Below are 25,542 nucleotides of genomic sequence, written 5' to 3' on the forward strand. Positions count from 1 at the left end.
CGTGGCCCAGCACGTCCTGGCCCTGGGCGCCGCGCTGGTGACCGCGTCCGGCTGCGTCTGGTATCTCCCGGCCCTTGCCGACCTGCGCGCGGGCACCGACCGTCCGGTCTCCCGCCGTACCGCGGCGGCGGCCTGCCTCGCCGGCTGGACGACGCTTGCGTGCATCGCCGTCCTTCTCTTCGTCGGCGTGATCTGGCAGACGGCATGCGTCGTGGCGACGGCGGGTGCGACCGTCACGGCTGCTCTGCGGATCCGTGCCGCCGCACAGCACCACCACGAGGTACGGGAGATCGTCCGTCACTGGGCGGCGCTGGACGCCGACCTGCCCCAGCACGGCCGGAGACAGGACCTCGCCCGGTACGTTGTCGCCGCCCTCCTCGCCTGCGGCCCGGTCTCCGCCGTGGTCACCGCGGCCATCGCGGTGACCACGGCGTCCGGCACCGGCGGGATCTGGACGCTGGCCGCCACCCCGGCCGTCGTCGGCCTGGCCCTCGCCACCGCGATCACATACACGCGCTCGGTCCGCCGTCGCACCACAGCCGCCCGAACGCGCCCTTTGCAGTAGGGAGATGCCGGCTCCCCGGGAACGGACGGAGGCACCGGCCGGTGGGGGGACTCGGCGACCTCCCGTCCGCACGCGGACAGGGGAACCCCACTCTTTACGGAAGGGTGGGGTGAGCACGGGCACAGAGACGAGCACGGCGAGCAGTACCCCACCCCTGCGTCGTCGCCCACCTGATCCGGCTGGTGGGCTCCCACCTGCGCCACGCTGCCGCATCCCCTCCTGCGGGGCCCGCTCCGCATTGCAAGGGTTCGCTCCGGTGCGGCCGCGACGGGCTTCGAGGCGGCAGTGACAGACCACAGACCACCACGTGGTGCGGGGTCGGAACCCGCCCGCTGCTCCGGCTGCCACGACCGCGCAGCACGGTCGGCCTGAGCACACGCGAGATCAGAGCAGCGTCTGCCAGTAGTCCCAGAAGCGTGTGGCGATCAGCATCACGATGCTCAGGCACCAGGTGACCGGCACCGCCCAGTGGAACTCCAGCACCCCGTCCACCACCGCGCGCGGCGCACGGACGGTCCCGTGCCGCAGGTTGTGCACGGTGGTGTACCAGAACAAGCCGATGGTCGCCGCCCAGGCCAGACAGCACCACAGGCACAGCGCGCCGATCTCGTACAGCGCCTGGGTCATCAGCCACATGCAGAAGCCCGCGCCGAACAACGTGCCGACGTTCAGCCCGAGCCAGAACCATCGGCGGAAGCGGGCTCCGGCCAGCAGCGCACATCCGACCGCGATGACCACCGGGTAGGCGAGCAGGCCCAGCAGCGGATTCGGGAAACCGAACACGGCCGCCTGGTTGCTCTTCATCACGTTCGTGCAGGACAGGATCGGACTGAGGTTGCACGACGGTGAGAAGTTCGGGTCCCGCAACAGCTGGAACTTGTCGATCGTGATCACGAACGAGGCGAGGACGCCGAGAGCGCCGGAGACGATCAGCAGCCAGGCAAAGGCCCGTGAGGCGCCGATCGCGCCCGCCGACGTGATCTCCCGGTCTCGTCCGGCCTTCCGGCCCCTGGCACCGAGGCGGGGCACGGTCGTGGTGGTACTGGTCATCGAGAGGTTCCCGCCTCGCTGGTGTTCCGGGTGGGCTGCGGGCCCACGACGGTCGATGGGTGACCGCCTCCGCACGAACCACGACCGCGGTCGGGCCCCGGTACGCCTCGAATCGCCCCGCGGGCGGCCCCGTCCGGCCAGAGCACCTCGACCGGAACACCACGGGCGCGGGCGTACGCCACCAGATGGGCGGTGGCATCACGGCCACTCGACGGCGAGCCGTCCCATACGGCCACCAACCGGCCACAGCCCGCGATCACCCGCTCGTCCGCGCCGACGCACGCGTCCCGGTCGGCCGGGTCGTACGCCAGCAGGCGCACCTGCTGGGCAAGGGTCAGCAACTCGCCGACCGCCGTCCGGTCCCGCTGCGGCAGCAGCGCGGGAACCATCCCCTGCGTGGGAATCACCACGAACAGCTCCCGACCTGCCGCCCGCACCGCCCGCCCGAACGCCGCCGGTACACCGGCCCCCGCCCGCACCAGCCCCGGCCCCCGCGCGGGCAGGCACTCCAGCACCGCCCGCAGTTCGGCCTCCACCAGTTCCACCGTCTCCGGAGTGAGGTCGGCATGTCCGACCGCAGCGATCATCTCCCCGCTCACCTCCCCGCCATACGGCGTTCTCCCACTCGTCTTCGCACCGCGCGGCCCTGGGCCGGGGCCATCCGGAGGCGGAACCGCTGGACCGAGCCCACGGGCGGGATCCAAGCGCCACGGCACAGGCCGGACCGCAGGATCAGTGAAGTCAGTACGCGCAACCGGCTACAAGGGCCGAACGGCCCTGGCAGGGAGCGTTCGACCCGCCTTCCACGAAGACCGTCGGACCTGCCGGCGGGCCCGACCCAGCGCGGCGACAGGCGCCACCGCGCACGCGGGCCCATCCATGGTTGCGTCGAGGACGACCTCGCCGAGGCGAGTCCCTACCTGCTGCGCGCGATGGTCAAGACGTTCACCGACGCGTTCATGTCCACGGAGGCCGTGACGGCTATCGCCCGCGCGCGTCGAACGCCGCAGAAGCCACGGGGCATGCCGTGCGGCCTATGGCCCAAGCAGCCCAAGCAGCCCAAGCAGAAAGGGACTTCTGAAGGGGAACCGCCCGTCTCCGACCGGACCGACGGCTCGCCCTGTGAGATCCGTCCGTCCCGGTTCACCGACGCGGCGGTTACGACGATCACCAGGAGAGAATGATATGTGAGGGGAATGTAAAGACAGGGGGCAACTGTGCGAGCGGACGGGGTAGTTGGGGACAGCGGGAACGGGACTCCGTTGCTGGGCCGTTCCGTCGAGCTGGCCCGGTTCGACGCACTGCTCGACCGTGCGGCACGCGACGCGCGCGGAACGGCGAGGGGCAGGGAGTTCGGGGACAGCGGCCGCTCCCGGCTCGTCGACATCACCGGTGAGGCAGGCATCGGCAAGAGCCGGCTGCTCGGCGAGGTCTGCGCACGGGCACGCCGACGCGGAATGACGGTACTGCGCGGCAGAGCCACGGAGTACGAGCGGCAAGTGCCGTTCCAGGTGTTCACCGACGCGCTCGCCCACCTCGACCCGCACACCCTGGACGGCTTCCAGGAGACCGACGCGGTGGCGCCCCTTCTTCAGCGGAGCGGCGCGGTCGACCGTTTCGGCCTGCACCGGTCCGCGGCCGTCCTGCTCGCCCGGCTCGCCACCCCGTCGGGGCTGCTGCTGGCCCTCGACGACCTGCACTGGGCGGACCCGGCGTCACTGGAGCTGCTGGACCATCTCGTACGCCATCCCCTGCACGCCCCCGTCGTCCTGGCCGTGACACGCCGTGACCGGCAGAGTCCCGAGTCCCTCGCCGCCAGGCTCACCCGGGAACTCGACACCGGTACGGTCATCAGACTCGGCCTGAGACCGCTGAGCGCACGCGACTGCGCCGAACTGGCCGGCCCCGGCCTGCCGCCCGCCGAGACCGCCGCGCTGTACGCCACGAGCGAGGGCAACCCGTTCTACTTCCTGACGCTCCTTCAGGCCCACCGCGGGCGTACGACGGCCGAGTCCTCGGCGCCGCCCGGGCTCGGCAGCCTGCTCCTGGACGAACTGGCCGTGCTCGCCCCCTCCCGGCGCGGCATCGTCGATGCCGTGGCGGTACTGGGCGAGCACGCCACACCGGCGATGGTGAGCCGGGTGACCGGCCGCTCCGGCACCGCGTTCACCGCCGACGTCCACGCTCTCACCCGACGCGACCTGCTGCGCTCCGCCCCGCAGGGCCTGCTGACCCTGCGGCATCCGGTCGTGCGAACCCTCGTCCACGAAAGCACGCCCTTCTTGAGGCGCGTCGAGATCCACCGGCTCGCCGCGCAGGAACTGGCCCGCGCGGGCGCCTCCGCCGCCGAGCGGGCCCACCATGTGGAACAGTCGCTGACCGCCTGGGACCCGGCGGCGGTGGCCGTACTCGAAGAGGCCGCCGCACGAACCGCCCGAACGGCCCCGGCGAGCTGCGCGCACTGGCTCGATGTGGCACTCCGCCATCTTCCGCACACTCCCGAACACGCCTCCCGGCGCCGTGAGTTGGTCCTGAGGCGGGCCCGTGCCCTGGCCGCGTGCGGTGGTCTGCGCGAGAGCCGCGACCTGCTCCAGGAGCTGATCGCCACCCCGCGGCGGTCATCCGGTGACCCGGCCACCGGCGAGAACCAGGACCGCCTCAGAGTGCGCGCGGTCGTCCTGTGCGCGCTGGTGGAGCGTCATCTGGGGCGCTGCACCGAGGCAGTCGCGCTGTTACGCCGCGAGCTGGCCCGCGACCCCGCCCCGGCCGACGTCGTCCGGCTCGGTCTGGAGCTGGGCTCGGCCGCACCCCAGGACAGCGACACCTCGTACGCCCGGGTGCGCACGGAGGTCGAGGGGGCGCTCGCGGCGGCCCGGTCCATGGGGGACGAGGTCGGGGAGGCGGGCGTCCTCGCCGTAGCAGCCTTGGGAGAGGCGTACGAGGGCAACATGACCGCGGCGCACGGATCCGCCCGGCAGGCCGCCGCCCTGGTCGACTCCCTGCCCGACAACGATCTCACCGCGCTGTGCGAACCACTGGCCCGGCTGGGCTGGGCTGAGGCCTTCCTGGAGCACTACCCGGACGCCGAGCGGCACGCGGAGCGCGGCCTCGACATCGCCCGCCGCAGCGGCCAGCTCTATGTCGTGCCCCATCTGCTGCTGTGCCTGTCCCATGTCCAGCTCCAGACCTGCCGAATCTCCTCAGCACTGGAACTCGCCGACCAGGCCGAGGACATCGCCCGCGGGATCGGCAGCGACCAGTTGCTCGCGTTCGTGCTGGCGAGCAAGGCCGCGGCACTCGTCGCCGCCTGCCCTCCGGGTGATCCGCGCCCTCTCGCCGTCGCCGAGGAGGCGGTGGCCGCGGCCGGTACCGGGATCGACTGGTGGGCCTCCACAGCCTGGTGCATCTTCGGCTGGGCCGCGCTCATGGCCGGCGACCCGGTCCGCGCCCGGGACGCGATGCTCCGGGCGGGAGGCCCAGAACTGCAGCGGATCCAGCCCTCGATGCGGCCGCTCTACCTGGAGATCCTGGTCACGGCCGCACTGGTGACGGGCAGGTCCGAGGAGGCCCGCGGCTGGGCCGAGCGGGCGCGCAAGGAGGCGGAACAACTGGGGCTGCCGATGCTGCGGGCGTCCGCTCTGCGCAGCGCAGCCCATCTGCCACTGGCACAGGGGGACACGGCAGCGGCGGCGGACCTGTTCGCGGAGGCCGCGGCGGAGAGCGCCCGCTGTGGTGCGGTCTTCTGGGAGGCCTACTCGCTGCTGCTCGGCGCCCCGCTGGAAGCGGCGGCGGGCCATGGCCGGGACGGCACTCGCTCCTGGCTCCGGGGGCGTCGGCTCGCCGAGGCGGGCGGCAGCGGAATCCTGGTCGGCCTCGCCGACGCCACCCGTCCGCCCGGCGGCGGCGCCGAGACTCCGTACGGTTCCCCGGACCGCGCCGAACTCGCCGAGCGGCTGGCCACCCTGACCGCCCGGGAGCTGGAGATAGCCGAGCTGGTGGCGCAGGGGCTCACCAGCCAGGCCATAGCGGACCGGCTCTACGTCAGCCGCCGTACCGTCGAGACCCATGTCTTTCGTGCCTTCCGCAAGACCGGGGTCTCCTCGCGTACCGCCCTGGCCACGCTGATGGCCCGCCGGCGCACCGGGAGCCGTTTCGGGGACGCCCGCACCGAGCGGGACTGACTGGAGCCTGGTCCGGGCGGCCTCGGCGGTGATCGGTGCGCCTCTGCGAACCGGCCCCCACGGTCTCGGCCGGGAAGCCGCCTACCTGACGTCGACGAAGTCGCCGGGCGCCGTCGCGGCGCCGGTCGTCGTGGTGCCGGCGAAGACGAAGCGGTAGTAGCCGTCGGAACCGGCCTTGGTGGTGGTGCTCAGGGTGCCGGTGCTGCTGGTCTTGACCGTCTTGAGGGTGGTGTAGGTGCTGCTGCCCTTCTTGCGGAACTGCAACTTCACTGGCTGGGTCGCGTATCCCGCGTACTTGCCCGTGGTCCAGTTGGCGCGACTCAGCTTGCCGGTGACCGTGATGGTTTTGCCCTTCTTCACCGGCTCCGGGGAAGCGTTGGCGGTCAGCGTGGCGGCACGCTTGATGCTGGGCCTGGCGACGTCGTCGTCGATGCTGATGTTCAGGTAGAGGTCGTAGGCGCCCAGGAAGAGTTTCCAGACCCCCGCGGTGCCGTTGCCGTCCTTGAAGTCGACCGCGGGGTCGATGGTGAAGACCGCCTTGCAGCTGTAGCTGTAGCCGCCCTCGACCGTCGTCTCCGTGCAGACGGGGTCGTCGTCCGTCCCCAGGGCGCCGGTGATGGTGTCCGTGCTCGAACTGTCGGTGCCCTGCCACAGGAACGCCTGGGTGAGGGCCAGCCCTTCCTCGTCGAAGGCGGTGAACGTGACGGGAACGGCCTTCTTGCCCGTCACGCCGAGAACGATGTCCTTGCCCTTGTTGACGACGCCGTCCTTGAAGGTGGTGCCGCCGATGGCGTCCTTCGGCCGGACGTCGTGGGAGGCGAGGGATCTGAGATCCGTCGCCGCATCGTGGTGCTCCGCTCCCTGGGCGGCGCCCGGAAGAACGAGCGCCGAGAGGACGAGGGCGCCGGAAAGGACGGTGGCGGCGGTGTACGTACGCATGTGTTTTCCCCAGGGTGAAGTGAAGAGGCCAAGAAGTCGGTGCGCGCCCGGCCCCGCGGAAGGGGCTCAGGGAGTGGCTCAAGGAATGGCCGAGGGAATGGCTTAGGGCGCGGAAGTGCCGAAGATGTCGCCGAGGTCGAAGCTGCTTTCGGGCGTCGGGTAGAGGTCCGTCGGGTACAGGTCCGTCGGCTGGGAGCCCGGTGCGGGTACATCGGCCGGGTCGGCGGTGGGCTTGCCGTCCGGGCTGCACACCTGCGGTGCCGAGGGCTCGGACAGTTCGTAGTCGGCGACCCGCTTCGACCGGAAGTCCACCGTGGCGCGCCCCGAGACGTCCTGTCCGCCGCCGACCCCGACCTCCTTGGGCAGTTCCTTGCTCGTCAGCGGCTTGCCCACGGTGATCGAGAGAAGGGCGCCCTCACAGGGGCTGCGGTCCGTCGCGTAGAGGGACGCGGGCAGGGCGATCTTCTGGTCGACGCCCGCGTCCGTGTGGAGTTCGACGCGTTTCACCCGGCGGATGTCGAAGTAGTAGCTGGGCCGCAACCCGTTCGAGAGGCGTTCGCCGTCGGCGCCGTCCGCGACTCCGTACACCAGCTTCCAGAACTCGACCTGCACAGTGATCTTCCGGCAGAGCGGTCCGTCGTACCCGGGCAGGCTGACGACCGTCAGCGACCCCTTGTCCACATAGTTCTCCTGGGGCGTGTCGACGACGAACCGAACCCAGTCCTTGGAATCCTCGGCCGTCCACCCCGTGTTGTCGTGGCAACCGGACGCCCCGGTCGGATACGGCGGGGTGACAGACGGGGTCGGCGAAGGGCTCGGCGACTCGGACACCCCCGTCGCGCTCTGGGACGGATCCCCGGAAAGGGAGGTGTCGTGGGCGCTCGAACACCCCCCGGTGAACAGGACGGCGACGGCAAGGACCGCGACGGCAGGCACGACGGAGTGTTTCGGCCCGGGTACGCGCTTCGACCCGTGTCTCATCGGTCGAACCAGTTCCTGGCTTCCGCGGAACTGAAGCCCCGCAGCACGACGAGGGCGAAGGCGATGCTCGGGAGGACCCCGACGCCTCCCCCCTGGAACAGGCCCAGCACCCCGCTCAGCAGGCTCAGCGCCTCGATGACGATGACTGTGACACGTATCCCGTTCGACCGCTTGCCCGCGAAAACACCGCACAGCAGGAGTGCCCCCGCGATCAGCAGCGACAGCACCGCCACGAACCGGAGCAGCCCGGCCCCCTCGTCCTGACCGTGGTCCACCGCGTCGCTCACCACGGCCAGCAACAGGAATCCCGCCGCCAGGTTCAGCACGGCCTGGACCCATACCCCCACCAACGCCAGCCTGACATTCCTCGGCATCTGCGCTTTCACGCTCGGTGTCGTCATGAACGCAAGAAAACGGCACACGTGTCAGGGACACGTCGGTAGGAGTACGTATTCCATGTACGTACGTGCCGTCGCCGCCCGGCCGGCGCGATCTCCTCCGCCGTCGCTGCGGCGCGCGGAACCACGCCGGCTGCTCTCGGCGACGAGGTCCGCGGGCACGAGACGCGACTGCGCCCGAGGGCACTGGCCGAGGACGGCTTCGGCGCACGGATCCGGGCCGCCGCCGTCCCGGTCACATGTGTGCCGTCGACGGTGTCCGGCGCGCGCGGACGTACTGTCCCTGTATCCCGAACGCGTCCAGGTTTTATGGAATCAGAAGACCCGAGAGCGAACACGCCGGCGCAGGACGGGGTATCGAATCCACGCGCAGCGAGTTCCCGTTCCAACGCGCGGGGACTCCGACCTCTCGCAGCGCCGCGGTGAGGTGCCTTGCAGAGCGACAGTAACCGAACCTGACCTGGCATCGGCGCCGTGACCTGCCGATTTCAGGTTTTCCGCAGGTAGACCGAAGCCGGCAGCGCCACGATGGCCGTGCCTGGCCGCCGACGCCGTCGTGGGGCGGCCGACCGACCGAGGGGGACGATCATGCCGATCCAGACGCGCGCCGCCATCCCCCGTCACACCACGACCGGCGTTCCCGACGCCCAGGTCACCGTCCACCCCGTCACCACGGACGACGGACTCGGCCTCCAACTGACCCGTTTCCGCCGGGCGGAGTGCGACGACGTCGTACTCCTCATACATGGACTGACCGCGTCCAGCGACCTGTTCATCATGCCCGAGCACCGGAATCTGGCGACCTGCCTCCTCGACAACGGTTTCGCGGACGTGTGGACGCTCGACATGCGGATGAGCAACCGCTTCCCGTACAACACGGAACCGCACGCACACACCCTCGACGACATCGCCCTGTACGACTACCCGGCCGCGCTCGCCGAACTGCGCCGGCATGTCGGCGAACGGCGGGTGCACGTCGTGGCGCACTGTCTCGGATCGATGACCTTCCTCATGAGCCTGTACGCCGGCGCCGTACGGAACATCACCAGCGTCGTCACCAACGCGGTCGGCCTGCTGATGCGCGTACCGGCCTGGTCGCGCTGGAAGCTGGCGTACGGCCCCGCGCTCGTCGAGGGCGCGCTCGGGCTGTCCCGGCTCGACCCGCGGAGCGGCGACGCGGCCTGGTACAGCCGGAGCGGGCTGTTCGCCCGTCTGGTGTCACTGGCGCACCCGGAGTGCGACAACCCGGCCTGCCACATGGTGAGTTTCATGTGGGGCACCGGTTGGCCCGCGCTCTACAGCCACGACAAACTCGACCCCGTCACCCACGACCGCGTCGCGGACCTGCTCGGCCCTGTCGGGCTGGGCTACCACCGGCACATCGACAGGATCGTACGAGCGGGTCGTGCCGTGAAGTACGACGACGCCGAGCCGCGCCACGCGCGCCTCCCGGACGACTACCTCGCGGCGGCGGTCAAGGGCGGCCCACCGGTGCTGTTCCTGACCGGCGAGCACAACCGCGTCTTCGGGGACTCCGTCGTCCAGGAGCACGAGGTGATGTCGCGGGAGACCGCCGACCCCGACCGCTACGAACTGTTCGTCGCCCCCGGCTACGGCTACGTGGACGCGATCATCGGCCGGGACGCGCACCGGGACGTGTTCCCGCACCTCCTCGACTTCCTCCGCCGAAGGGCTGTATGAGATGACGGAGTCGCACGCCGAACACGTCAAAACCGTCGTCGTCGGCTCGGGATTCGGCGGCTCCGTGGCCGCGTACCGGCTGGCCGCGGCCGGACAGCAGGTGGTCCTGCTGGAACGCGGACGCGCCTACCCGCCCGGCGGCTTCGCCCGTTCCCCGGCCGAACTCGGCCGTGCGTTCTGGGACCCGCGGGCAGGCCTGCACGGCCTGTTCGACGTGTGGAGCTTCCGTGCCTTCGACTCCGTCGTCGCCAGCGGACTGGGCGGCGGATCGCTCATCTACGCGAGCGTGCTGCTGCGCAAGGACGAACGCTGGTTCGTCGACGAACAGCCGCTGCCCGGCGGCGGCTACGAGGCCTGGCCCGTCGGCCGCGCCGAACTCGACCCGCACTACGACGAGGTCGAGCGGATGCTCCGCCCGGTCCCGTACCCGCTCGACCGCCCCGGCTACACCGACACACCCCGGGCCCACGCGATGCGTGAAGCGGCCGAACGGCTGGGCCTGACGGCGGAACAGCCGCCGCTCGCGATCAGCTTCGCCCCGAAACCGGGCGCCGACCCCGAGCCCGGACTGCCGATGGCCGACACCGGCCAGGGCAACCTGCACGGTGTCGGCCGCCGTACCTGCCGGCTGTGCGGTGAGTGCAACCTCGGCTGCAACGACGGGGCCAAGAACAGCCTCGACCACACCTACCTGTCGGCGGCACGGCGCCACGGTGCCGACCTGCGCACCGGACACGAGGTGCGCGCGGTGCGGGCCCTCGCGCGAGGCGGATACGCGGTGGACTACGTCCGACACGGAAGTCACGGACCAGATGGCGAAGGGGGAGGGGAAAGGGGTGATCCGGACGGCCGCCGCGGGGACGGAGGAGTCGCGTCCGGATCACCCCACTCCCCCGGATCACCCCGTACCTCCCGAACGTTCCACACCATCAGCTGCGACCGTCTGGTCCTCGCCGCCGGCACCTACAACACGGTCTCGCTGCTCCTGCGTTCCCGCCGGAACCTGCCCGGTCTGAGCCCGGCGATCGGCAGCCGGTTCTCGACGAACGGCGACCACCTCGCGTTCGTGCTCCGGGCCAGGCGGGGCGACGAGCCCCGGCCGATGCGTCCCAGCCGCGGTCCGGTCATCACCAGCTCCATCCGGCTGCCCGACGAACTGGACGGCGTACCGGGCACGGGGCGCGGCGGATACATCCAGGACGCGGGATACCCGGGTTTCGTGGAGTGGCTCGTCGAAGGCGCTCACGCACCGCAGGGAGTCTCCCGGGCGGCCCGCTTCCTGGCCGGGAGGCTGCTCGACCGGATCTCCCGCGCCCCGGACCCCAGCCTCTCGGGCGCGTTCGCCGAACTCCTCGGCGACGGCGCGTTCACCGGTACGTCCCTGCCGCTGCTCGCGATGGGCCGAGATGTGCCGGACGGCGAACTGCGCATGCGGGGCGGCCGGTTGGACAGCACCTGGACGGTACGGGGCGGCAGCGCGGCCCAGTTCGAGCGGACGCGCACCCTCATGCGGCAGATCGCCGGCGCGCTCGGCGGCGGCTACGCCGACCATCCGCTCTGGCACCGGGGCCGCGTCCTCACGGTGCACCCGCTCGGCGGCGCCCCCATCGGCCGGCATCCCGGCACCGGGGTCTGCGATCCGTACGGCGAGGTCTTCGGCCACCCGGGCCTGTACGTCGCGGACGGGGCGGCGATGCCCGGTCCGGTGGGCCCCAACCCGGCCCTCACCATCGCGGCCCTGGCCGACCGTATGTGCACCCGCCTGCTGGAGAACCGGCCCGCCACTCCACGGGCGGTCGCGCACCGCACGTACCCCCACCACACCTCCCTCCAGTTCACGGAGGAACTGCGCGGACGCTACGCACCCGGTGCGGACGGGTCCCGGACCGAACCGTTCGCGTTCCGGCTCACCGTCACGGCCGACGACGTGGACGCCTTCCTGGAGGAACCGGACCACGAGGCGCGCGCGGACGGCTGGATCGACAGCCCCTCCTTCGGAGGGCGCCGGCCCGTCCTGCAGGGCAGCGTCCGCCTGTTCGAGGACGGCTGCCGGACGATGCGCTACCGGCTCCACTTCACCGACGCCGACGGCCGGCCCCGCACCTTCACCGGCCGCAAGGACCTGGCGCCCGGCACCCCGGCCCGCCTGTGGACCGACACGACCAGGCTGACCTTCCGCATCCTGGACGGACACATCCACGAACCTGGCGGGACCGACGCCGCGCTCCTGGGCACGGGCACGGCGAGTCTCGGCGCCACCGATCTCGCCCGCCTGCTCACCACGTTCCGCACAACGGGCCCGCACGGCACCGCGGCGCTCACCCGCTTCGGCCGCTTCTTCGCCGGCGAACTCTGGAACACCTACGCCCTGCGGCGCCCCTGAGAAGCTCAGGAAACTCCGCGAGAACGTACTCCACCGGAGCTCGCGCTGTTCGGGAACTTCATGTGCCAGGTGTCGTACCAGCTGTCGGAGGCGGGGTCCCGACGGCGATTCGGTGGCGTTCGTGATCAGCCATCTCGGACAGGACGAGAGTCCCGCAGGTATCCGCCAAGGCTTTCACCTGTTCCAGCTCGGCGAGTGCTTCGGCCTGACGGCCTGAGGCGGACAGTGCGGTACCGGCGGTCAGCCGGGCCATGGCCTCGTTGAGGGGCATCCGGGCCGCGCGGAACTCGGCGGCGGCCCGGCACGCGGTGGGACCCGCCGCCGGGTTCTGCCGGGCGAGTTCTACCTCGGCGCGGGCCTGCAACGCGAACCCGCGCCAGCCGGGCGACAGATCGAGCTCTGCGGCAGCGGCTGCTCGGTCGGCCCACATCTCGGCAGCTGTCACGTCACCCAGGGCCAGTTCCGCGACAGCCAGCAGCCGGAACCACATCGGGCGGACCGGGGCTTCGAATCCGAGCAGGTGCGGGCCGCCGCCCGCTTCGAGCACCTTGCTGACGCAGCCCTCCGGATCGCCGTTGAGCAGCAGCGTCTGGCCGAGCATGCCGACCATCGCCGACCGGTGCGCCCCTGGTGCGGAGCCGGCCGAAGAGAGTGACTCCTCACAGATCTTCAGTGCTCCGACGAAGTCTCCCCGCCACATCAGGACTGCCGCGCTCACCACCTCGGCCAACGAGCGCGGCTCACCGCTGCCGACGAGTGACGCCGCCTCCAGGGCGTCGTCGGCGTGGGCCGCCGCCTCGTCCAGGCGTCCGAGCCACAGGTAGGCGTAGGCGGAGGCGGCGAAGAGATCGGCGAGCACGAGGCTCTGGCCGGTGCGGCGGGACACATCCAGGCCTCGGCGGAGATGGCGCAGTGCGGAGTCGTAGCGTCCGTGGAGCATCTCCGTCCAGCCCGTCATGACGAGCGTGTCCAATTGCCCGGCCAGCTCCTGGTCGTCGGTGTCGTCGAGCACTTCCACCACGGGGTCGAGGTGGTCGGCTGCCCGGGCGTCGCCCGCGAAGGTGTGCGCCAGGGCCAGGAGAGCGCGGACCGCGGTGGTCTGCGGCGGGTCGCCGATACGTTCCGCCGAACGCAACGCGCGTTCGCCCCAGTCGATCGCCGTGGAGAAGTCGTTCTTACGAAGCGCCACCACCGCGACGCCCAACTCCAAAGTGGCGGTCTCAGGCTGCAGTTGGCCCTCGTGGTCCGCCAACTCCCGCAGCAGCAGAGCCGTGGCCTCTTCGTACCGGCCGAGCGCCCACTCCATGGTGGCTCGTAGGGCGGTCACCCGGGCCCGTCGGCCCCGGTCCCGCGCGGGCAGGAGGGTGGCGGCCGTGCGCAGGACGCCGCGGCTTTCCAGCAGTCGTCCGGCCATGCCCAGCGCATCGGCCTGCTGGAGCCACAGTTCGGGCCGCAGTCGACTCTGCTCGCCGAGCAACCGCAGGGCTTCCTGTGTCCAGTGCGCGGCGGTGGCCGGTGCGATCGTCATCACCTGACGGGCGGCTCGTACAAGTACGTCGACGGCGTGTTCGTCTCCTACGCGCGCCGAACGCTGAACGTGCGACGCCTGGGCGGTCAGCGGTGCGCCGTGCAGAGCCAGGCCGTCCGCGGCCCGGGTGTGCGCCTCGATCCGCCAGCCGGCGCCCGCCCCCTGGTACACCGCTGCCCGCACCAGCGGATGGCGGAACCGGAACTGGCGCGTGGAGCCGACCTGGCGTACGAGGTCCCGCTCCGCGACCTCGTCCAGGGCGGCAAGGGCCTGTGCCTCACCGGTCTGGGCCACGACTGCCACCATGCCGGCTTCAAAAGAGTCGCCGAGCACCGCGGCCGCCTGTGTACAGACCCTCGCAGTGGCCGACAGGCCTCCCAGCTCCCCCAGCAACGCGGCCCGCACCGACTGCGGCAGATCGCCGGCGGCAGGTGCCGGCACGGCCGGCGCCGCCGGCGGGCTTTCGTTCCCGGCGCTTCGGGCCAGCGCCTCCAGGTAGAACGGGTTGCCGCCGCTGGCCTCGTACAGCCGTTGGAAACGCCAGTGATCCGTCCTGGCCCCGCACAGTTCCGCTCCCTCGGCCGGAGACAGCGGGCCCAACTCGACCCTGGCCACTCTTCCCTCCGTTCCCGCCCGGGCCAGCGCCGCGGCCAGTCTCGGCGCGACCTGCCGGGGACGGTAGGCGAGGGCGAGCAGCAGCGGTGTCCTCGGCGGATGCCGTACCAGATGGTCGATCAGCTCGGCAGTACCGTCATCCGTCCACTGCAGGTCGTCCAGGCTGAGCACGAGCCCGCCGTCGGCACTCAGCGTCTCCAGCAACGTGCGCACCGCCCGGTGCAACCAGTACCGTTCGGCCGTCACCGGATCCGGCCCGGTCGGGAAACGCTCGCTGAGCGCGGGGAAGACCGTACTCAGCAGGGCGAACGCGCCGGGCGGTGACCCGTCGTGGCGGAGCCGGAGGAAGTCCACCGTGCCGAGGTGGTCGTCCAGGGCGTCCACGAACGCACCGTACGGAGCCCGGTCGAACTCCACGCTGCGGCCGGCCAAGGACACGAAGCCCTGCTGTCTCGCGCGCTCGCCCAGCTCGCCGAGCAGCCGTGTTTTCCCGATACCCGGTTCCCCGACCACCTCGACCACCCCTGGCGCACCGGCCAAGGCGTCCTCGATCGCACCGTCGAGGACCCTCAGCTCCGCTGCCCGCCCGACCAGGTGACTCCCCGTCCGGGGCCGCTGCGGTGTCGGCGGGCCGGTCAAGTCGGCGCCGTCCCGTGGGGTGCGCACCGGCGGGGGCATGGGTAACGGGCGCGGCACGAGAGCGGGTGCGGATCCCGGAGCACGCCCGGCGGCCGGGACGGTGGCCGGGACGTTCAGTGCGGGATCGGCGGTGAGGATCCGCTGGTGCAGTTGTCGCAGCGGGAGGCCGGGGTCACAGCCGAGTTCTTCGGCCAGCAGGAGCCGGGTTCGTTCGTAGTGGTTGAGGGCATCGGCCGGGCGGCCACAGCGGTACAGGGCGAGGATGAACTGGCCGGCCAGTCGTTCGTCCAGTGGGTGTGTCTCGACTCGGCCGGCCAGTTCGGCCAGCAGTCCGGTGTGCTGACCGCAGCGGAGCCGAACGTCGGTGTGGTCCAGTTCGGCCGCGATCCGTTCTTGGTCGACCGCGTCGCGGAGGGCGTTGATCCAAGGGGTGTCCAGACCCGCGAAGGCATCTCCCCGCCAGAGGCCGAGCGCCTGCCCGAACAGAGTCGCAGCCTGCTCGTCCTGCTTGCCCCGCACGGCCGCCCGGGCCTGGGCGGCGACGTCACGGAAACGGTGCAGATCCACTGCGGTCGCCTCGACGTCGAGGACGTAACCACCGGATCGCCGGACGATGTCCGCCCCCTCGGCGATGGCCAAAGCCTGCCGCAGACGGGAAAGGTAGCCGTAGAGCGTGTTCCTGGCCCGCTGCGGGTGACGGTCGGCCCAGACGCGCTCGACAAGCTGGTCCACCCTGACCACGCGGTTGGCGTCCACCAGCAGCACTGCCAGCACACATCGCTGCCGGGCATGACCCAGATCAACGATTCGGCCGTCCACTCGCGCCTCGACGCCGCCGAGTAAATCGAACTCAACCTTCACAGCACGCCCCCGAGTGTCAAGTTCCCACCTTGGCATAGCACCTTCGAACAGTGGATTCAACGTTTACCCAAGGTTCGCCGACGGTCAGCCGCGCACCGTGGTCCAGGACAGGAAAGAGCGCGACGGACAACCCGGAGGCCCGGCTCCGCCACGACGAGCGGGCAGGAATTGCCTCCGGTCATGCCTCGAACCGGCCCGATCAGGGGAGCAAGCAGAATGCAGAGAATCCTTGCCAAGGCCGGCATCACGCTCGGCGGACTCGCGCTGGCAGTCGGAAGCGCCACCGTCATGGCACCGACCGCCCAGGCGGGCGGGACGTCGACCGTCGCACGCTTCGAGGGCAAGACGATCGACCTGTCCAAGGACTGGGGCGCTGCCCGGGCCTGCAATGTCCGGCGCGGCGTCATCGACTGCTTCCGCACCGCCAAGGAGAGCGACGCGAAGGCCGCTCAACAGGCCAGGACCGCAAGCCCCGGCACTGCCCAGGGCTACTGCTCCACCCCGCTGCGCCTGTACGAGAACGCCAACTTCAACACCTCCCCCTTCCCTGCGGGCCGGATCCTGTCGTTCTACGACAGCGGTTACTGGCAGAACCTGGGCGACTACGGCTTCAACGACCAGACCTCTTCCTACAAGACCGGCAACTGCGCCACCTCCTTCGCCAAGGACAACGACGGCAGGGGAAGCAACCCCTCCAATGTCTTCGTCGGAGCGTGGCAGTCCGACGGGTACATGGGAGGCGGCAGTTGGAATGACCTGCTGAGCTCGGTCTACCTCTACTGACGCAGGGCGCGCGTACGCGGCACGTGACCGCGCCAAGGGGGGCGCGGCTCGCCGCCAACGACCACCGGACCTACAGCTGACATCGCACCCTGCCCGTCCTCCCGAGGGAGGACGGGCACACGAGGAAGGCGACGGGTTCGGCACCGCGGGCTGTCGGCCGGTCCTCCTGGACACCGCCCCATGCCGACCCGACCCGCGCGAAATGGACGGCCCGGCTGTTTCCGCAAGGAGCTTCGTATGGCAGATCACAGGGGACCCGTGCTGGTCATCGGTGCCACCGGCCAACAGGGGGGTGCGACCGCACAGCAACTGCTCGACCGCGGCCGGCCGGTCAGGGCCCTGGTCCGCGACCCTGGTTCACCCCGCGCCAGAGCACTGCGTACGGCAGGAGCCGGCCTTGTCGTCGGCGACCTGGACGATCCGACGTCGCTCCGGAAGGCGATGAAGGGGGTACATGGCGTGTTCCTCGTGCTGACCATGATGGTCGGCCCCCGGATCAGCCCCGAGGGCGTGGTGGCCGAAGAACGGCGGGGAAAGGCAGTGGCGGATCTTGCCCGGGAGTTGGGTATCGAGCACCTGGTCTACAGCTCGCTCAATGGCGTGGACGCTCACTCCGGAATCCCGTACTACGACAGCAAGCAGCGGATCGAGGAGCACCTCCGCTCGCTCGGACTCCCGGCGACGATCCTGCGTCCCGTTTCCTTCATGGACAACTTCGCCACCTACAACCGCCCGGTCCTGGACAACGGGGAACTGGTGCTCGGCCTCGCCGTACGACCGGAGATTCCGATGCCACTGATCGCGGTACGCGACATCGGCGCGTTCGCCGCGATCGCGTTCGACCGGTCCGAGCACTTCATCGGCCGGACCGTCGAGATCGCCGGGGATGTCCTGACGCCTCCGGAGATCGCCGAGACATTCGGCCGCCACTGCGGCCTGCCGGCACGGCTGCGTCAGGTGCCCGTCGAGCAGATACGAGCCTTCGACGAACAGCTCGCCAAGATGTTCGCGTTCTTCAACGAGCGACCTGCCGGCCTGCCCGACATCGCGGCTCTGCGGGAGCACCATCCCGGCCTGATGAACCTCGGGACCTGGCTGCGCAGCACCGGATGGAAGCCCTGAACCCCTGAACCCTGAAACGAGTAGCCATGACCGATGGACTGCTGCTGCCGCCCGGTGGCGGCCGCCGGATCCAGACCATGACCATGAAGGCGGGTGCGGAACAGTCGACGACCTGGTCGACGTTCGAGGCCGAGGTCGCGCCGGGATTCGATGTCGGAGCGCACCTGCACCACCAGGCCGAGGAGGTGTTCTACGTCCTCGCGGGCGAACTCGACCTCCTCGCCTTCCATCCCACCCCCCAGGCCACCGGCGACTGGCGCTCCTGGGAGTCGGAGACCGGCGCGAAGGTGATGCGGGGCGGCCCCGGGAGCTTCATGTTCGTACCCGCCGGATGCCCTCACGCGTTCTCGAACCCCGGCGCCGAACCAGCCCGGATGCTCTTCCTCGTGTCCCCGGCCGGGCACGAGACCTACCTCCAGGAACTCACCGACCTTCTGAGCGCCTCGGGGCCGCCGGACCAGGCCGAGATCGCGGCCCTACGGCTCCGCCACGACATCCACCAACTCACTCCGCTCACCTCCCCGGCGCAGGCTGAGGCGGAGGCTGCACAGCGCACCGGACGTCAGCGCGGGTGAACCGTTGGGGAGCCGCGGGTTTCTCCCATGGCCGGCGGAGGCCCCACGTGCGAGGTCGGCGGGCGGAACCGGGCGCGGGCAACGATCAGGATCGCCCCGGTGACGGCGAACTCCATGATCTTGGAAGCCGTGTCTGTTCCGCCCTCCCTGGCGGACCGTCATGAACCGGATACCCGGCGACCACGCCGAAGCCCTGGCACGGGACCCACCGCCCGAGGGCGCTGCCGTCAGTCGTCCTGGGGCCGGGTCTCCCGGAAGCGGGCGGCGAGTTCGCTGCGGGAGCGGATGCCGAGCCAACGGCGGCCCGCAGCACTGGAAACCGACCGCGATCGGCCACCGAACGCCCACGGACGGAAAGGGCTACCGCGACTCGGTGAGCTGCCCGGTGCCGTTGTCCTGCGAGCGGTGGAGGTAGGTGTATGAGCCGCCGCGGGCCATCAGCTCGTGGTGGGTGCCGGCTTCGACGAGGCGACCGCGGTCCAGTACGAGGATACGGTCGGCGTCCCGGGCGAGGTTCAGATCGTGAGTGATCATGATAGTGGTACGCCCCCGCATCAGGCGGCGCAGCGGTTCGACGACCCGGCGCGCGGTCGGCGCGTCCAGGCCGGTGGTGGGCTCGTCGAGGACGAGTACCGGCGCGTCGCGGAGCATCGCGCGGGCGATGGCGATGCGTTGGAGCTGGCCGCCGGAGAGTTCCGCGGTGTGCGGGTCGATCGGCGTGCCGTAGCCGTCGGGGAGGGCGGCGATGAACTCATGCGCGTCGGCGTCGCGGGCGGCCTGGACGACGTCGGTGTCGGAGGCGCCCGGCCGGCCGCAGGCGATGTTCTCGTGGATGGAGTCGTGCAGGATGAGCGTCTCCTGAGGCAGCAGGGCGACGTTTTCCCGCAGGAACTCCACCGGCAGCCGGTCCAGGGGGACCCCGTCCAGCCGGACCAGCCCGGCAGCCGGGTCGTAGAAGCGCAGCAGCAGCTTGGAGACGGTGGACTTGCCGGCCCCGCTCGCGCCGGTGACCAGGACCAGCTCACCGGGACGGGCCGTGAACGACACCGCGCTGAGGGAGTCCCTGGCAGCGCCGGGGTAGCGGAAGCCGACCTGGTGGAACTCGATCTCGCCGCGCACCCGGCGCAGCTCGACCGCGCTGCCGGGTGCCGGGTCGGTGACGGTGGCCCGGGCGTCGAGGATCTCCAGCAGCCGCTCGGCGCCGGCGGTGGCGGCGGTCAGGGTCAGGCCGAGCTGGCCGAGGGAGCGGATCGGCGGGTACAGGTAGCCCAGGAAAGCGGCGAAGGCCAGCAGTTGACCGATGGTCATCCGGCCCTTGGAGATCTCCCAGGCGCCGAGTCCGATCACGATGAGCACGCAGAGCGTCTCGACGACCTCGACGAGCTGTTCGTAGAGCTCGCTGAGGCGGGCGCCGGTCACCGAGGAGCGCATCCAGGCGCGGGCCTCGCGGCGCAGCCGCTTCTCCTCGGCCCGACCTCGGTTGTAGGCCTGGGTCAGGACGATGTGGCCGAGTGACTCCTCGACCACCGAGGTGATCGCACCGTCGGCGACCCGCTCCTGCCGGGCGACGATCTTGATGCGACCGGAGAACCGCTTGGCGGCCAGCCAGAACAGCGGGGCCAGCGTGAAGGTGGCCAGCGCGAGATCCCAGCGCAGACAGAGCGCGGCGGCGGAGAAGAGCACCGTGCTGAAGACGGCTGAGACGGTACCGACCGCACCGGAGACCACCATCTGCTCGATCGACTCGACGTCCCCGGTGAGACGCTCGACCAGATCGCCGGTGCGGTGACGGCTGAAGAAGTCGGGCGGGAGGGTCTGAACGTGGGCGAAGACCTTCTCCCGCAGCCGCATCACAAAGCGTTCGGCGGTCCAGACCGCGAGCGAGTTGCCGATGTAACCGACGAACGCGCCGAGCAGCGCCGCGGCGAACCACATGCCTGCTGGGGCCCAGAACGCGGAGAGCGAACCGGCCTGGAGCGCGTTGTCGGTCAGTTCGCTGAACAGCAGGATCGACGCTGTCTCGGCGAGGGCTGCAAGCACCACACAGACGCAGATCAGCACCAGCCAGGCGCGGTCCCCCTTGGTCAGCGGCCAGAAACGGCTGACCGCCTGACGGACCGGGACGCCGGCGTGGACCGCCGGCTCTGCCCGGGTCTGTTCCTGATCCGGAACGGTCTCGTAGGCGCTGCCGTGGCCGACCCCGTCCTGCTCGGTCCCGTCACGGTCGGCCCCACCGTGATCGGCACTGTCCATGACGGGGCGCCGGTGACGGCCGTGCACACGGTTGCGCGGGGAGCCGCCGCGCCGGCCGGTCGACCGGGCGGGCTCCGGTTCGACCACGCGGAACTGCATGGTCGGCTGGTCTCCGAGCATGGTCAACGTTCTTCCCTCATTCCATTTCGCTGCCTGCGGAATCCGCGCAACCACCAAGGGCGGGCCCCGGCGCAATGCCGAAGGCCCGCCCTCCGGTGTCAATTCATCAGCCGCCGATGGGGCGACGGCGAGCGGCCTGCAGCATGCGGGCCCGGGCGGCCGCCCGCTGCTTACGCTCCAGGACGGCGTTCCGCCGCGCCTGCGCCGCGCGCCTGGCAGCCGCCGCGGGGGTGATGATCTTGCTGATAGCCATGGAAATTCTCCTCATTCTTTTCTTTTTCTCGAACTGAACACGGTGTTTCTTTTTTTGCCTCGGCCATTCGGCTTTGGCAAACTTGGGGAGGGTGCCGGTCTAGGAAGGTGCCCGGAGCGCGTCCACCGGTTCCATCCGGGCGGCACGCAGCGACGGGTAGAGACCGGCGAGCAGGCCTACGAGAGCTCCGGCGAGCGGGGCGCCGAGGGCGAGGTTCATGTCCAGGACCGGGGTCCACTCCTTGACGACGGCGACACACACCACGACGGCGATGCCCAGGGCCGCGCCGACGATGCCGCCGAGCAGGCCGATCGTCGTCGACTCCAGAAGGAACTGGCCTGCCACCTGCCGTCGCGAGGCGCCCAGCGCGCGCCGCAGCCCGATTTCGCCGACCCTTTCCATCACCGTCACCAAAGTGACGTTGGCGATGCCGATCGCACCGACCACGAGGGAGACCAGGCCGAGGACGAGGAAGAGGCCGTTGACGTCGTTCTGGACGCCGTCGCGGGCCCTTGACATGTCAGCCGGTGCCACCACGGCGAGGGAGTTCTGCTGCCCGGGGGCCAGGGCGATCGGCGCCTGGCGGGCCACCTGCCGGGCCGCGCCGAGCGCGGTGTTGATGAGCACCCGGGTGACGTCCTTCAGGCCGAGCCGGTCCGCGGCGGTGGTGGGCGGGAGGATCACCGCGGTGGACAGGCGCTGCTCGCGCTTCACGCCGCCGAGGATGCCGATGACGGTGTACGACTGGCCCTGGAAGAAGATCGCCGGTGAGTCCTCCACCCGCTTGATGCCGAGCAGCCGTGCCGCCTGGTCGCCGAGGACCGCGACCTGGGCGTGCCGGGCGATGTCGCCGGCGTCGTAGAACCGCCCGGAGGTCATCGCACCGCGTACCCCGGCGGGCAGACCTGCCGAGGCGGCCACCACGGCAAGGGTCTGGCCGGAGACGTCGCCGGGCGCTTTCACGTCGTTGGACCGCACCTGGACGCTGTTGGTCAGTGGGGAGTCGGCGAGGGCGGCGGCCGAGTCCACGCCGGCCAGCCGCCGGACGGCGTCGGTCCCCGACCAGTCCACCAGTGGCTCGTCGTCCGAGCCGGCCGCCACAGACGGCACGGTCACAGTCACCGAGGTCGCGGTGAGCGCGTCGAACCGGCCGACGATCTGGTTGCCGGCCGTGGAGGCCACCCCGATGGTGATGACCAGCGTGGTGATGCCGAGCACGGTGCCGAGTGTGGTCAGGGCGGACCGTACGGGGCGGGCCATGACGCCCGCGAGAGCTTCCGTCCACAGGTCCCGGGGGTCCATCCAGGGGCGTTCGATGCGAGTCCCGGCCGGTGTCGCCTTCGCCCTCGTCCGCGCCCTCCCAAGCGCCCTCGTCGCGAGTTTCACTCGGTCTCCAGGGTGAGGCGGCCGTCGGTGATGCGGACACGCTGGCCCGCGCGGCGGCTGACCGTCTCGTCGTGGGTGATGAGCACCAGGGTCATGCCCTGGGCGCACAGGTCGTCGAAGAGTTCCAGCACGGAGAGGGTGTTCTCGCTGTCCAGGTTGCCGGTCGGCTCGTCGCAGAGCAGCAGCGCGGGATCGCTGATCAACGCCCGTGCGATGGCGACGCGTTGGCGTTCGCCGCCGGAGAGCCGGTCGGGCCTGAAGCCGGACCGGTGCCCGAGCCCGACCCGGTCCAGCGCCTCCCGGGCGCGGGCCAGGCGGGTACCACGACCGAGCCCAGGGCGTGGTCTGCGGTACGCCTCGGCCAGCATGACGTTCTCGTCGACGGTGCGGTACGGCAGGAGGTGGAAGGACTGGAACACGAACCCGATACGACTGCCGCGCAGCGCGGTCCGTTCGAGGTCGCCGAGCCCGGTGGTCTCGACGCCGTCGAGCCGGTACGTACCGGAGGTGGGCCGGTCGAGCAGGCCCAGCGTGTTGAGCAGCGTCGACTTCCCCGAGCCGGAAGGACCGACGATCGAGAGGTGCTCGCCGCGCCGGACGGTCAGGTTCACACCGCGCAGCGCGTGCACCGGGGGCTCGGAGTCGAAGATCCGCTGTACACCGGTGAGTTCGATGACGGCGGTGTCGTCCGAGAGGTCGGGCAGGGCGACGGGCGCGATGCCAGGGGCAGGGCCGGGGACGGGGCCGGAGGTCACTCGCCCACCACCACCTTGTCACCCTGCGCCAGCGTGCCGCTGATCGGCTTCACCTCGACGAGACCGGCCGCGGAGAGTCCGACGGTGACATGGACGTCGCTCACCTTGCCGCCGTGCTCGACCTGCACCCGGACCTTTCCGTCGGACGAGGTGCGAATCGCGGCGAGCGGCACGACCAGCACCTTGCCGTCCGAGGCGCCGACCTTGATGGTCACCTTCACCGCGGCCTCGGCCTCGCCGGCCAGTTCGGCGGAGTTGGGCACGGAGATCCGCAGCTGAACCGGGGCCGAGCTGGTGGTGGCATCGGTCCCGGTGTCCTCTGACGCCGTCCCGGCAGATCCCTCGCTGTCCTCGCCCGAGCCCGAGCCCGTCGTCGTCGAGGGCGTGGCGGCGGCGCCGAGTGCCGACACCGTGCCCGACGCCTTCTTGCCGTCCGTCGTCGTCATTTCGACGGCCATGCCCTTCCTCAGCAGTTCGGCGTCCGCACTGGGGACGACCGCCTGCACCTCCAGGTCGGAGCTGGTCACGGTGCCGATCGGACCGGTCGCGGTGTCCCCCGTCTTCACTGTCACCTTGTTCAGCCGTACGGGCAGCTTCGGGAAGAAGACGACCTCACCGGCAGGGACTTTCGTCCCGTAGGAGGCCTGGAAGGTGCTGAGCGCGGCGTTCGCCATGGTCAGCGCCTTCTTCGCGGAATCGAGCTGCAGTTGGTGGATCTGGGCGTCGGTGCTGGACTGCGGGTTCGGCGAGCTCGCACTGCCGCTCGCGCCCGCATCCGTCCCCGCCGCTGTCCCTGTCTCCGTTTCGTCGCCGCCGCTGCTGCTCGCGCTGTTGGTCGTGAGCAGCGTCTGCTGCGCGGCGGACACCGCCTGCTGCAGCTGGCCCAGTTGCTGCTCGTCGTCCGCGCTGGGCTTCTGGGCCTCGTATCCCTTGCTCGTGTACCAGCTGGTGACCGCCGCCGCGGTGCCCTGGCCGTAGTTGCCGCTGATCGATCCGGAAAGGAATCCGAGCCGGTGCAACGCTTTCTGGAGCTGCTTCACATCGTCGCCGGAGGCACCTGGGCCCAGCGCCCGGTACATCGGTACGGTTCCGCTCAGCGCGAGCACCGGACGGCCGTTGACCGTCATCAGTACGTCGCCCTCCTTGACTTTGGTACCGGCGACCGGTGCCTTGGTGATCCGCTGCTCCGCGCCTTCGCCGCCGGCGGTCGCGGACGCGCCGGTGCCGACCGCGCCGGCCAGCGCGAGCGGACGCGGCGAGGCGAACTCGACGGACCCCGACGCCACCACGGTCGCGGTGAGGGACTGCCGCTGGACGACCACGGTCACCGGGCCGGCCTTCGGCGCGGTGTGCGCGGCGGCGGCGTCGGCGGGCGAGCGCACCTGCGTGCCGGCGATCCAGCCGCCCGCGCCGACCAGAACCACCGCGCCGACCAGCGCGCCCAGGTGCTTACGGCTGCTGAACCGGCTCATGCGTTGTCGCCGTAGTACGGGTGGGCCTTCTCCTTGGGGAAGTACGCGGCCCGGAACTTCTTGCCGCACTCCAGGTCCTTCAGGGAGAGGGCGATCTCCTTGGTGAGCAGCGGCAGCGCCTCCGCCTTGGACATGCTGAAGTGGTTCTCCGGAACGTTCTGCTCCATCCGCACCATGTCGGACATACCGGTCGGCTGGGTGGTGCTGACCGGGATGCCCTGTGCCTTCAGGCAGGTGGCGTACCCCTGGGCGAGCTGCACCAGTTGGGCGTCGCCGTTGAGCTCGAGACCGTTCGCACGGTTCGCCTCCGCCTTGGCGTTCTCCGCCTTTTTCTGCTCGGCGGCGCTCAGCGCGTGTCCGTTCACGGCTATCGACGCCTTGAGTTCGCAGCCGCCGATCTTCTCGTCCGCCTTGGACTTGGCCTGGGGGCCCGACAGCGCCTCCTCGTACGCCTTCTGCTGGGCGGGGGTGAACCCCTTCTCGTCGTCGTCGGCGACGCCGTCGGTCCGCTTTTCTCCCGCCTTCCCTCCGGGGTTGCCGAAGGGGGCATTGGGGTCGTCGGGGTAGACGGCGGCGGCGTAGTTGCCGAACCCGTACTTCTCCCGGGACTTCTTCGCCGCCGCGTAGTCCTCCGCTTCCAGCCCGGCGAAGGAGTCGTCGCCGCTCGCTGTCACCACGTGCGGTGTGTAGGTGAAGCCCTGCTTCTTCATGCAGGCCGCGAGGGTGTTCTGCTGGATGTACGTCTTCTTGGTCTCGGCGTCCGCGCCGTCCGGGACGGTGAGCTGCACTGCCCCGTCGGCGTTCGTCGTACTGTCGTTCGCCGCGTTCGCACCGCCGGCCGTGGAGTCGGAGCTCGCCCCGGTCTTGTCGCTCGAACCGCCGCAGGCGGCCAGGACCGGCAGCAGGCCGATCGCCAGGGCGGTGGCCACGGAAACGCGGACCCTCTTGGGCTTGCTCGTGTGTGAGTTCATGGTGGATGAGG

General features: G+C 70.7%; 18 protein-coding genes and 1 pseudogene. 7 read left to right on the plus strand and 12 right to left on the minus strand.

From position 1 onward, the window contains the following. The first annotated feature begins 1 nt into the window (after position 1). A complete protein-coding gene (locus ACWDEW_RS04520) occupies positions 2-565 on the plus strand; it encodes a hypothetical protein (RefSeq protein ID WP_450509532.1) in 564 nt (187 codons plus the stop codon). 384 nt (positions 566-949) lie between these two features. On the opposite strand, the gene ACWDEW_RS04525 is transcribed toward ACWDEW_RS04520, so the two are convergent. Beyond that, positions 950-1,615, minus strand: a complete 666-nt coding sequence (locus ACWDEW_RS04525; RefSeq protein ID WP_450509534.1) for a vitamin K epoxide reductase family protein — start codon at positions 1,613-1,615, stop codon at positions 950-952. Between the two features lie 119 nt (positions 1,616-1,734). Next, positions 1,735-2,202 (minus strand): annotated as a pseudogene (locus ACWDEW_RS04530) (hypothetical protein); the annotation flags it as partial. A gap of 675 nt (positions 2,203-2,877) precedes the next feature. Here ACWDEW_RS04530 and ACWDEW_RS04535 point away from each other — a divergent pair. After that, entirely contained in the window at positions 2,878-5,796 is a 2,919-nt protein-coding gene (locus ACWDEW_RS04535; RefSeq protein ID WP_450510152.1) for an ATP-binding protein, read from the plus strand. A gap of 81 nt (positions 5,797-5,877) precedes the next feature. Here the strand turns inward: ACWDEW_RS04535 and ACWDEW_RS04540 are convergent, their stop codons facing one another. From ACWDEW_RS04540 to ACWDEW_RS04550, 3 genes are all read right to left on the minus strand, one after another. Further along, positions 5,878-6,735, minus strand: coding sequence for a hypothetical protein (locus ACWDEW_RS04540; protein WP_450509536.1), 858 nt, complete (start codon positions 6,733-6,735; stop codon positions 5,878-5,880). A 102-nt stretch (positions 6,736-6,837) separates the two neighbouring features. Beyond that, positions 6,838-7,671: a hypothetical protein gene (locus ACWDEW_RS04545; RefSeq protein WP_450509538.1), complete on the minus strand. Its 834-nt coding sequence runs from the start codon at positions 7,669-7,671 to the stop codon at positions 6,838-6,840. A gap of 41 nt (positions 7,672-7,712) precedes the next feature. Further along, positions 7,713-8,117 (minus strand): hypothetical protein, encoded by a 405-nt coding sequence (locus tag ACWDEW_RS04550; RefSeq protein ID WP_450509539.1) that lies wholly within the window; start codon positions 8,115-8,117, stop codon positions 7,713-7,715. A 585-nt stretch (positions 8,118-8,702) separates the two neighbouring features. On the opposite strand from ACWDEW_RS04550, the gene ACWDEW_RS04555 reads away from it, so the two are divergent. Next, complete coding sequence (locus tag ACWDEW_RS04555; RefSeq protein WP_450509541.1) at positions 8,703-9,815, plus strand: alpha/beta fold hydrolase; 1,113 nt, start codon at positions 8,703-8,705, stop codon at positions 9,813-9,815. Position 9,816: 1 nt separating this feature from the next. Then, positions 9,817-12,198, plus strand: a complete 2,382-nt coding sequence (locus ACWDEW_RS04560) for a GMC oxidoreductase (RefSeq protein ID WP_450509543.1) — start codon at positions 9,817-9,819, stop codon at positions 12,196-12,198. A 58-nt stretch (positions 12,199-12,256) separates the two neighbouring features. On the opposite strand, the gene ACWDEW_RS04565 is transcribed toward ACWDEW_RS04560, so the two are convergent. After that, positions 12,257-15,754, minus strand: coding sequence for a BTAD domain-containing putative transcriptional regulator (locus ACWDEW_RS04565; protein ID WP_450509545.1), 3,498 nt, complete (start codon positions 15,752-15,754; stop codon positions 12,257-12,259). A 303-nt stretch (positions 15,755-16,057) separates the two neighbouring features. Here ACWDEW_RS04565 and ACWDEW_RS04570 point away from each other — a divergent pair, with 303 nt between their 5' ends. The 3 genes from ACWDEW_RS04570 to ACWDEW_RS04580 all read left to right on the plus strand — a co-directional run bounded on the left by ACWDEW_RS04570 (position 16,058) and on the right by ACWDEW_RS04580 (position 18,321). Next, complete coding sequence (locus ACWDEW_RS04570) at positions 16,058-16,624, plus strand: hypothetical protein (protein WP_450509547.1); 567 nt, start codon at positions 16,058-16,060, stop codon at positions 16,622-16,624. Positions 16,625-16,861: 237 nt separating this feature from the next. After that, positions 16,862-17,746 carry an NmrA/HSCARG family protein gene (locus ACWDEW_RS04575; protein ID WP_450509549.1) on the plus strand — a complete coding sequence of 295 codons (885 nt, stop codon included), beginning with the start codon at positions 16,862-16,864 and terminating at the stop codon, positions 17,744-17,746. Positions 17,747-17,772: 26 nt separating this feature from the next. Continuing rightward, positions 17,773-18,321, plus strand: a complete 549-nt coding sequence (locus tag ACWDEW_RS04580) for a cupin domain-containing protein (RefSeq protein ID WP_450509551.1) — start codon at positions 17,773-17,775, stop codon at positions 18,319-18,321. A 360-nt stretch (positions 18,322-18,681) separates the two neighbouring features. Here the strand turns inward: ACWDEW_RS04580 and ACWDEW_RS04585 are convergent, their stop codons facing one another. The 6 genes from ACWDEW_RS04585 to ACWDEW_RS04610 form a co-directional block, all read right to left on the minus strand. Continuing rightward, positions 18,682-20,694 carry an ABC transporter ATP-binding protein gene (locus ACWDEW_RS04585; protein ID WP_450510153.1) on the minus strand — a complete coding sequence of 671 codons (2,013 nt, stop codon included), beginning with the start codon at positions 20,692-20,694 and terminating at the stop codon, positions 18,682-18,684. A gap of 106 nt (positions 20,695-20,800) precedes the next feature. After that, positions 20,801-20,947, minus strand: coding sequence for a hypothetical protein (locus ACWDEW_RS04590; protein ID WP_450509553.1), 147 nt, complete (start codon positions 20,945-20,947; stop codon positions 20,801-20,803). A 99-nt stretch (positions 20,948-21,046) separates the two neighbouring features. After that, complete coding sequence (locus ACWDEW_RS04595; RefSeq protein ID WP_450509555.1) at positions 21,047-22,249, minus strand: ABC transporter permease; 1,203 nt, start codon at positions 22,247-22,249, stop codon at positions 21,047-21,049. A gap of 80 nt (positions 22,250-22,329) precedes the next feature. Beyond that, entirely contained in the window at positions 22,330-23,052 is a 723-nt protein-coding gene (locus ACWDEW_RS04600; RefSeq protein ID WP_450510155.1) for an ABC transporter ATP-binding protein, read from the minus strand. 32 nt (positions 23,053-23,084) lie between these two features. Then, a complete protein-coding gene (locus ACWDEW_RS04605) occupies positions 23,085-24,560 on the minus strand; it encodes a peptidoglycan-binding protein (protein ID WP_450509557.1) in 1,476 nt (491 codons plus the stop codon). After that, on the minus strand, positions 24,557-25,531 hold the full coding sequence (locus tag ACWDEW_RS04610; protein ID WP_450509559.1) for a hypothetical protein: 975 nt from the start codon (positions 25,529-25,531) through the stop codon (positions 24,557-24,559). The genes ACWDEW_RS04605 and ACWDEW_RS04610 overlap by 4 nt, the downstream gene beginning before the upstream one ends. Positions 25,532-25,542: the final 11 nt, after the last annotated feature.

This window comes from Streptomyces sp. NPDC001100 (assembly GCF_053598575.1).

Bases quoted from the DNA above. Each gene is read 5' to 3' on its own strand.
- ACWDEW_RS04525 (WP_450509534.1), bottom strand. From the start codon at position 1,615: ATGACCAGTACCACCACGACCGTGCCCCGCCTCGGTGCCAGGGGCCGG.
- ACWDEW_RS04540 (WP_450509536.1), bottom strand. From the start codon at position 6,735: ATGCGTACGTACACCGCCGCCACCGTCCTTTCCGGCGCCCTCGTCCTC.
- ACWDEW_RS04550 (WP_450509539.1), bottom strand. From the start codon at position 8,117: ATGACGACACCGAGCGTGAAAGCGCAGATGCCGAGGAATGTCAGGCTG.
- ACWDEW_RS04555 (WP_450509541.1), top strand. From the start codon at position 8,703: ATGCCGATCCAGACGCGCGCCGCCATCCCCCGTCACACCACGACCGGC.
- ACWDEW_RS04560 (WP_450509543.1), top strand. From the start codon at position 9,817: ATGACGGAGTCGCACGCCGAACACGTCAAAACCGTCGTCGTCGGCTCG.
- ACWDEW_RS04570 (WP_450509547.1), top strand. From the start codon at position 16,058: ATGCAGAGAATCCTTGCCAAGGCCGGCATCACGCTCGGCGGACTCGCG.
- ACWDEW_RS04575 (WP_450509549.1), top strand. From the start codon at position 16,862: ATGGCAGATCACAGGGGACCCGTGCTGGTCATCGGTGCCACCGGCCAA.
- ACWDEW_RS04580 (WP_450509551.1), top strand. From the start codon at position 17,773: ATGACCGATGGACTGCTGCTGCCGCCCGGTGGCGGCCGCCGGATCCAG.
- ACWDEW_RS04585 (WP_450510153.1), bottom strand. From the start codon at position 20,694: ATGCTCGGAGACCAGCCGACCATGCAGTTCCGCGTGGTCGAACCGGAG.
- ACWDEW_RS04590 (WP_450509553.1), bottom strand. From the start codon at position 20,947: ATGGCTATCAGCAAGATCATCACCCCCGCGGCGGCTGCCAGGCGCGCG.
- ACWDEW_RS04595 (WP_450509555.1), bottom strand. From the start codon at position 22,249: ATGGACCCCCGGGACCTGTGGACGGAAGCTCTCGCGGGCGTCATGGCC.
- ACWDEW_RS04605 (WP_450509557.1), bottom strand. From the start codon at position 24,560: ATGAGCCGGTTCAGCAGCCGTAAGCACCTGGGCGCGCTGGTCGGCGCG.
- ACWDEW_RS04610 (WP_450509559.1), bottom strand. From the start codon at position 25,531: ATGAACTCACACACGAGCAAGCCCAAGAGGGTCCGCGTTTCCGTGGCC.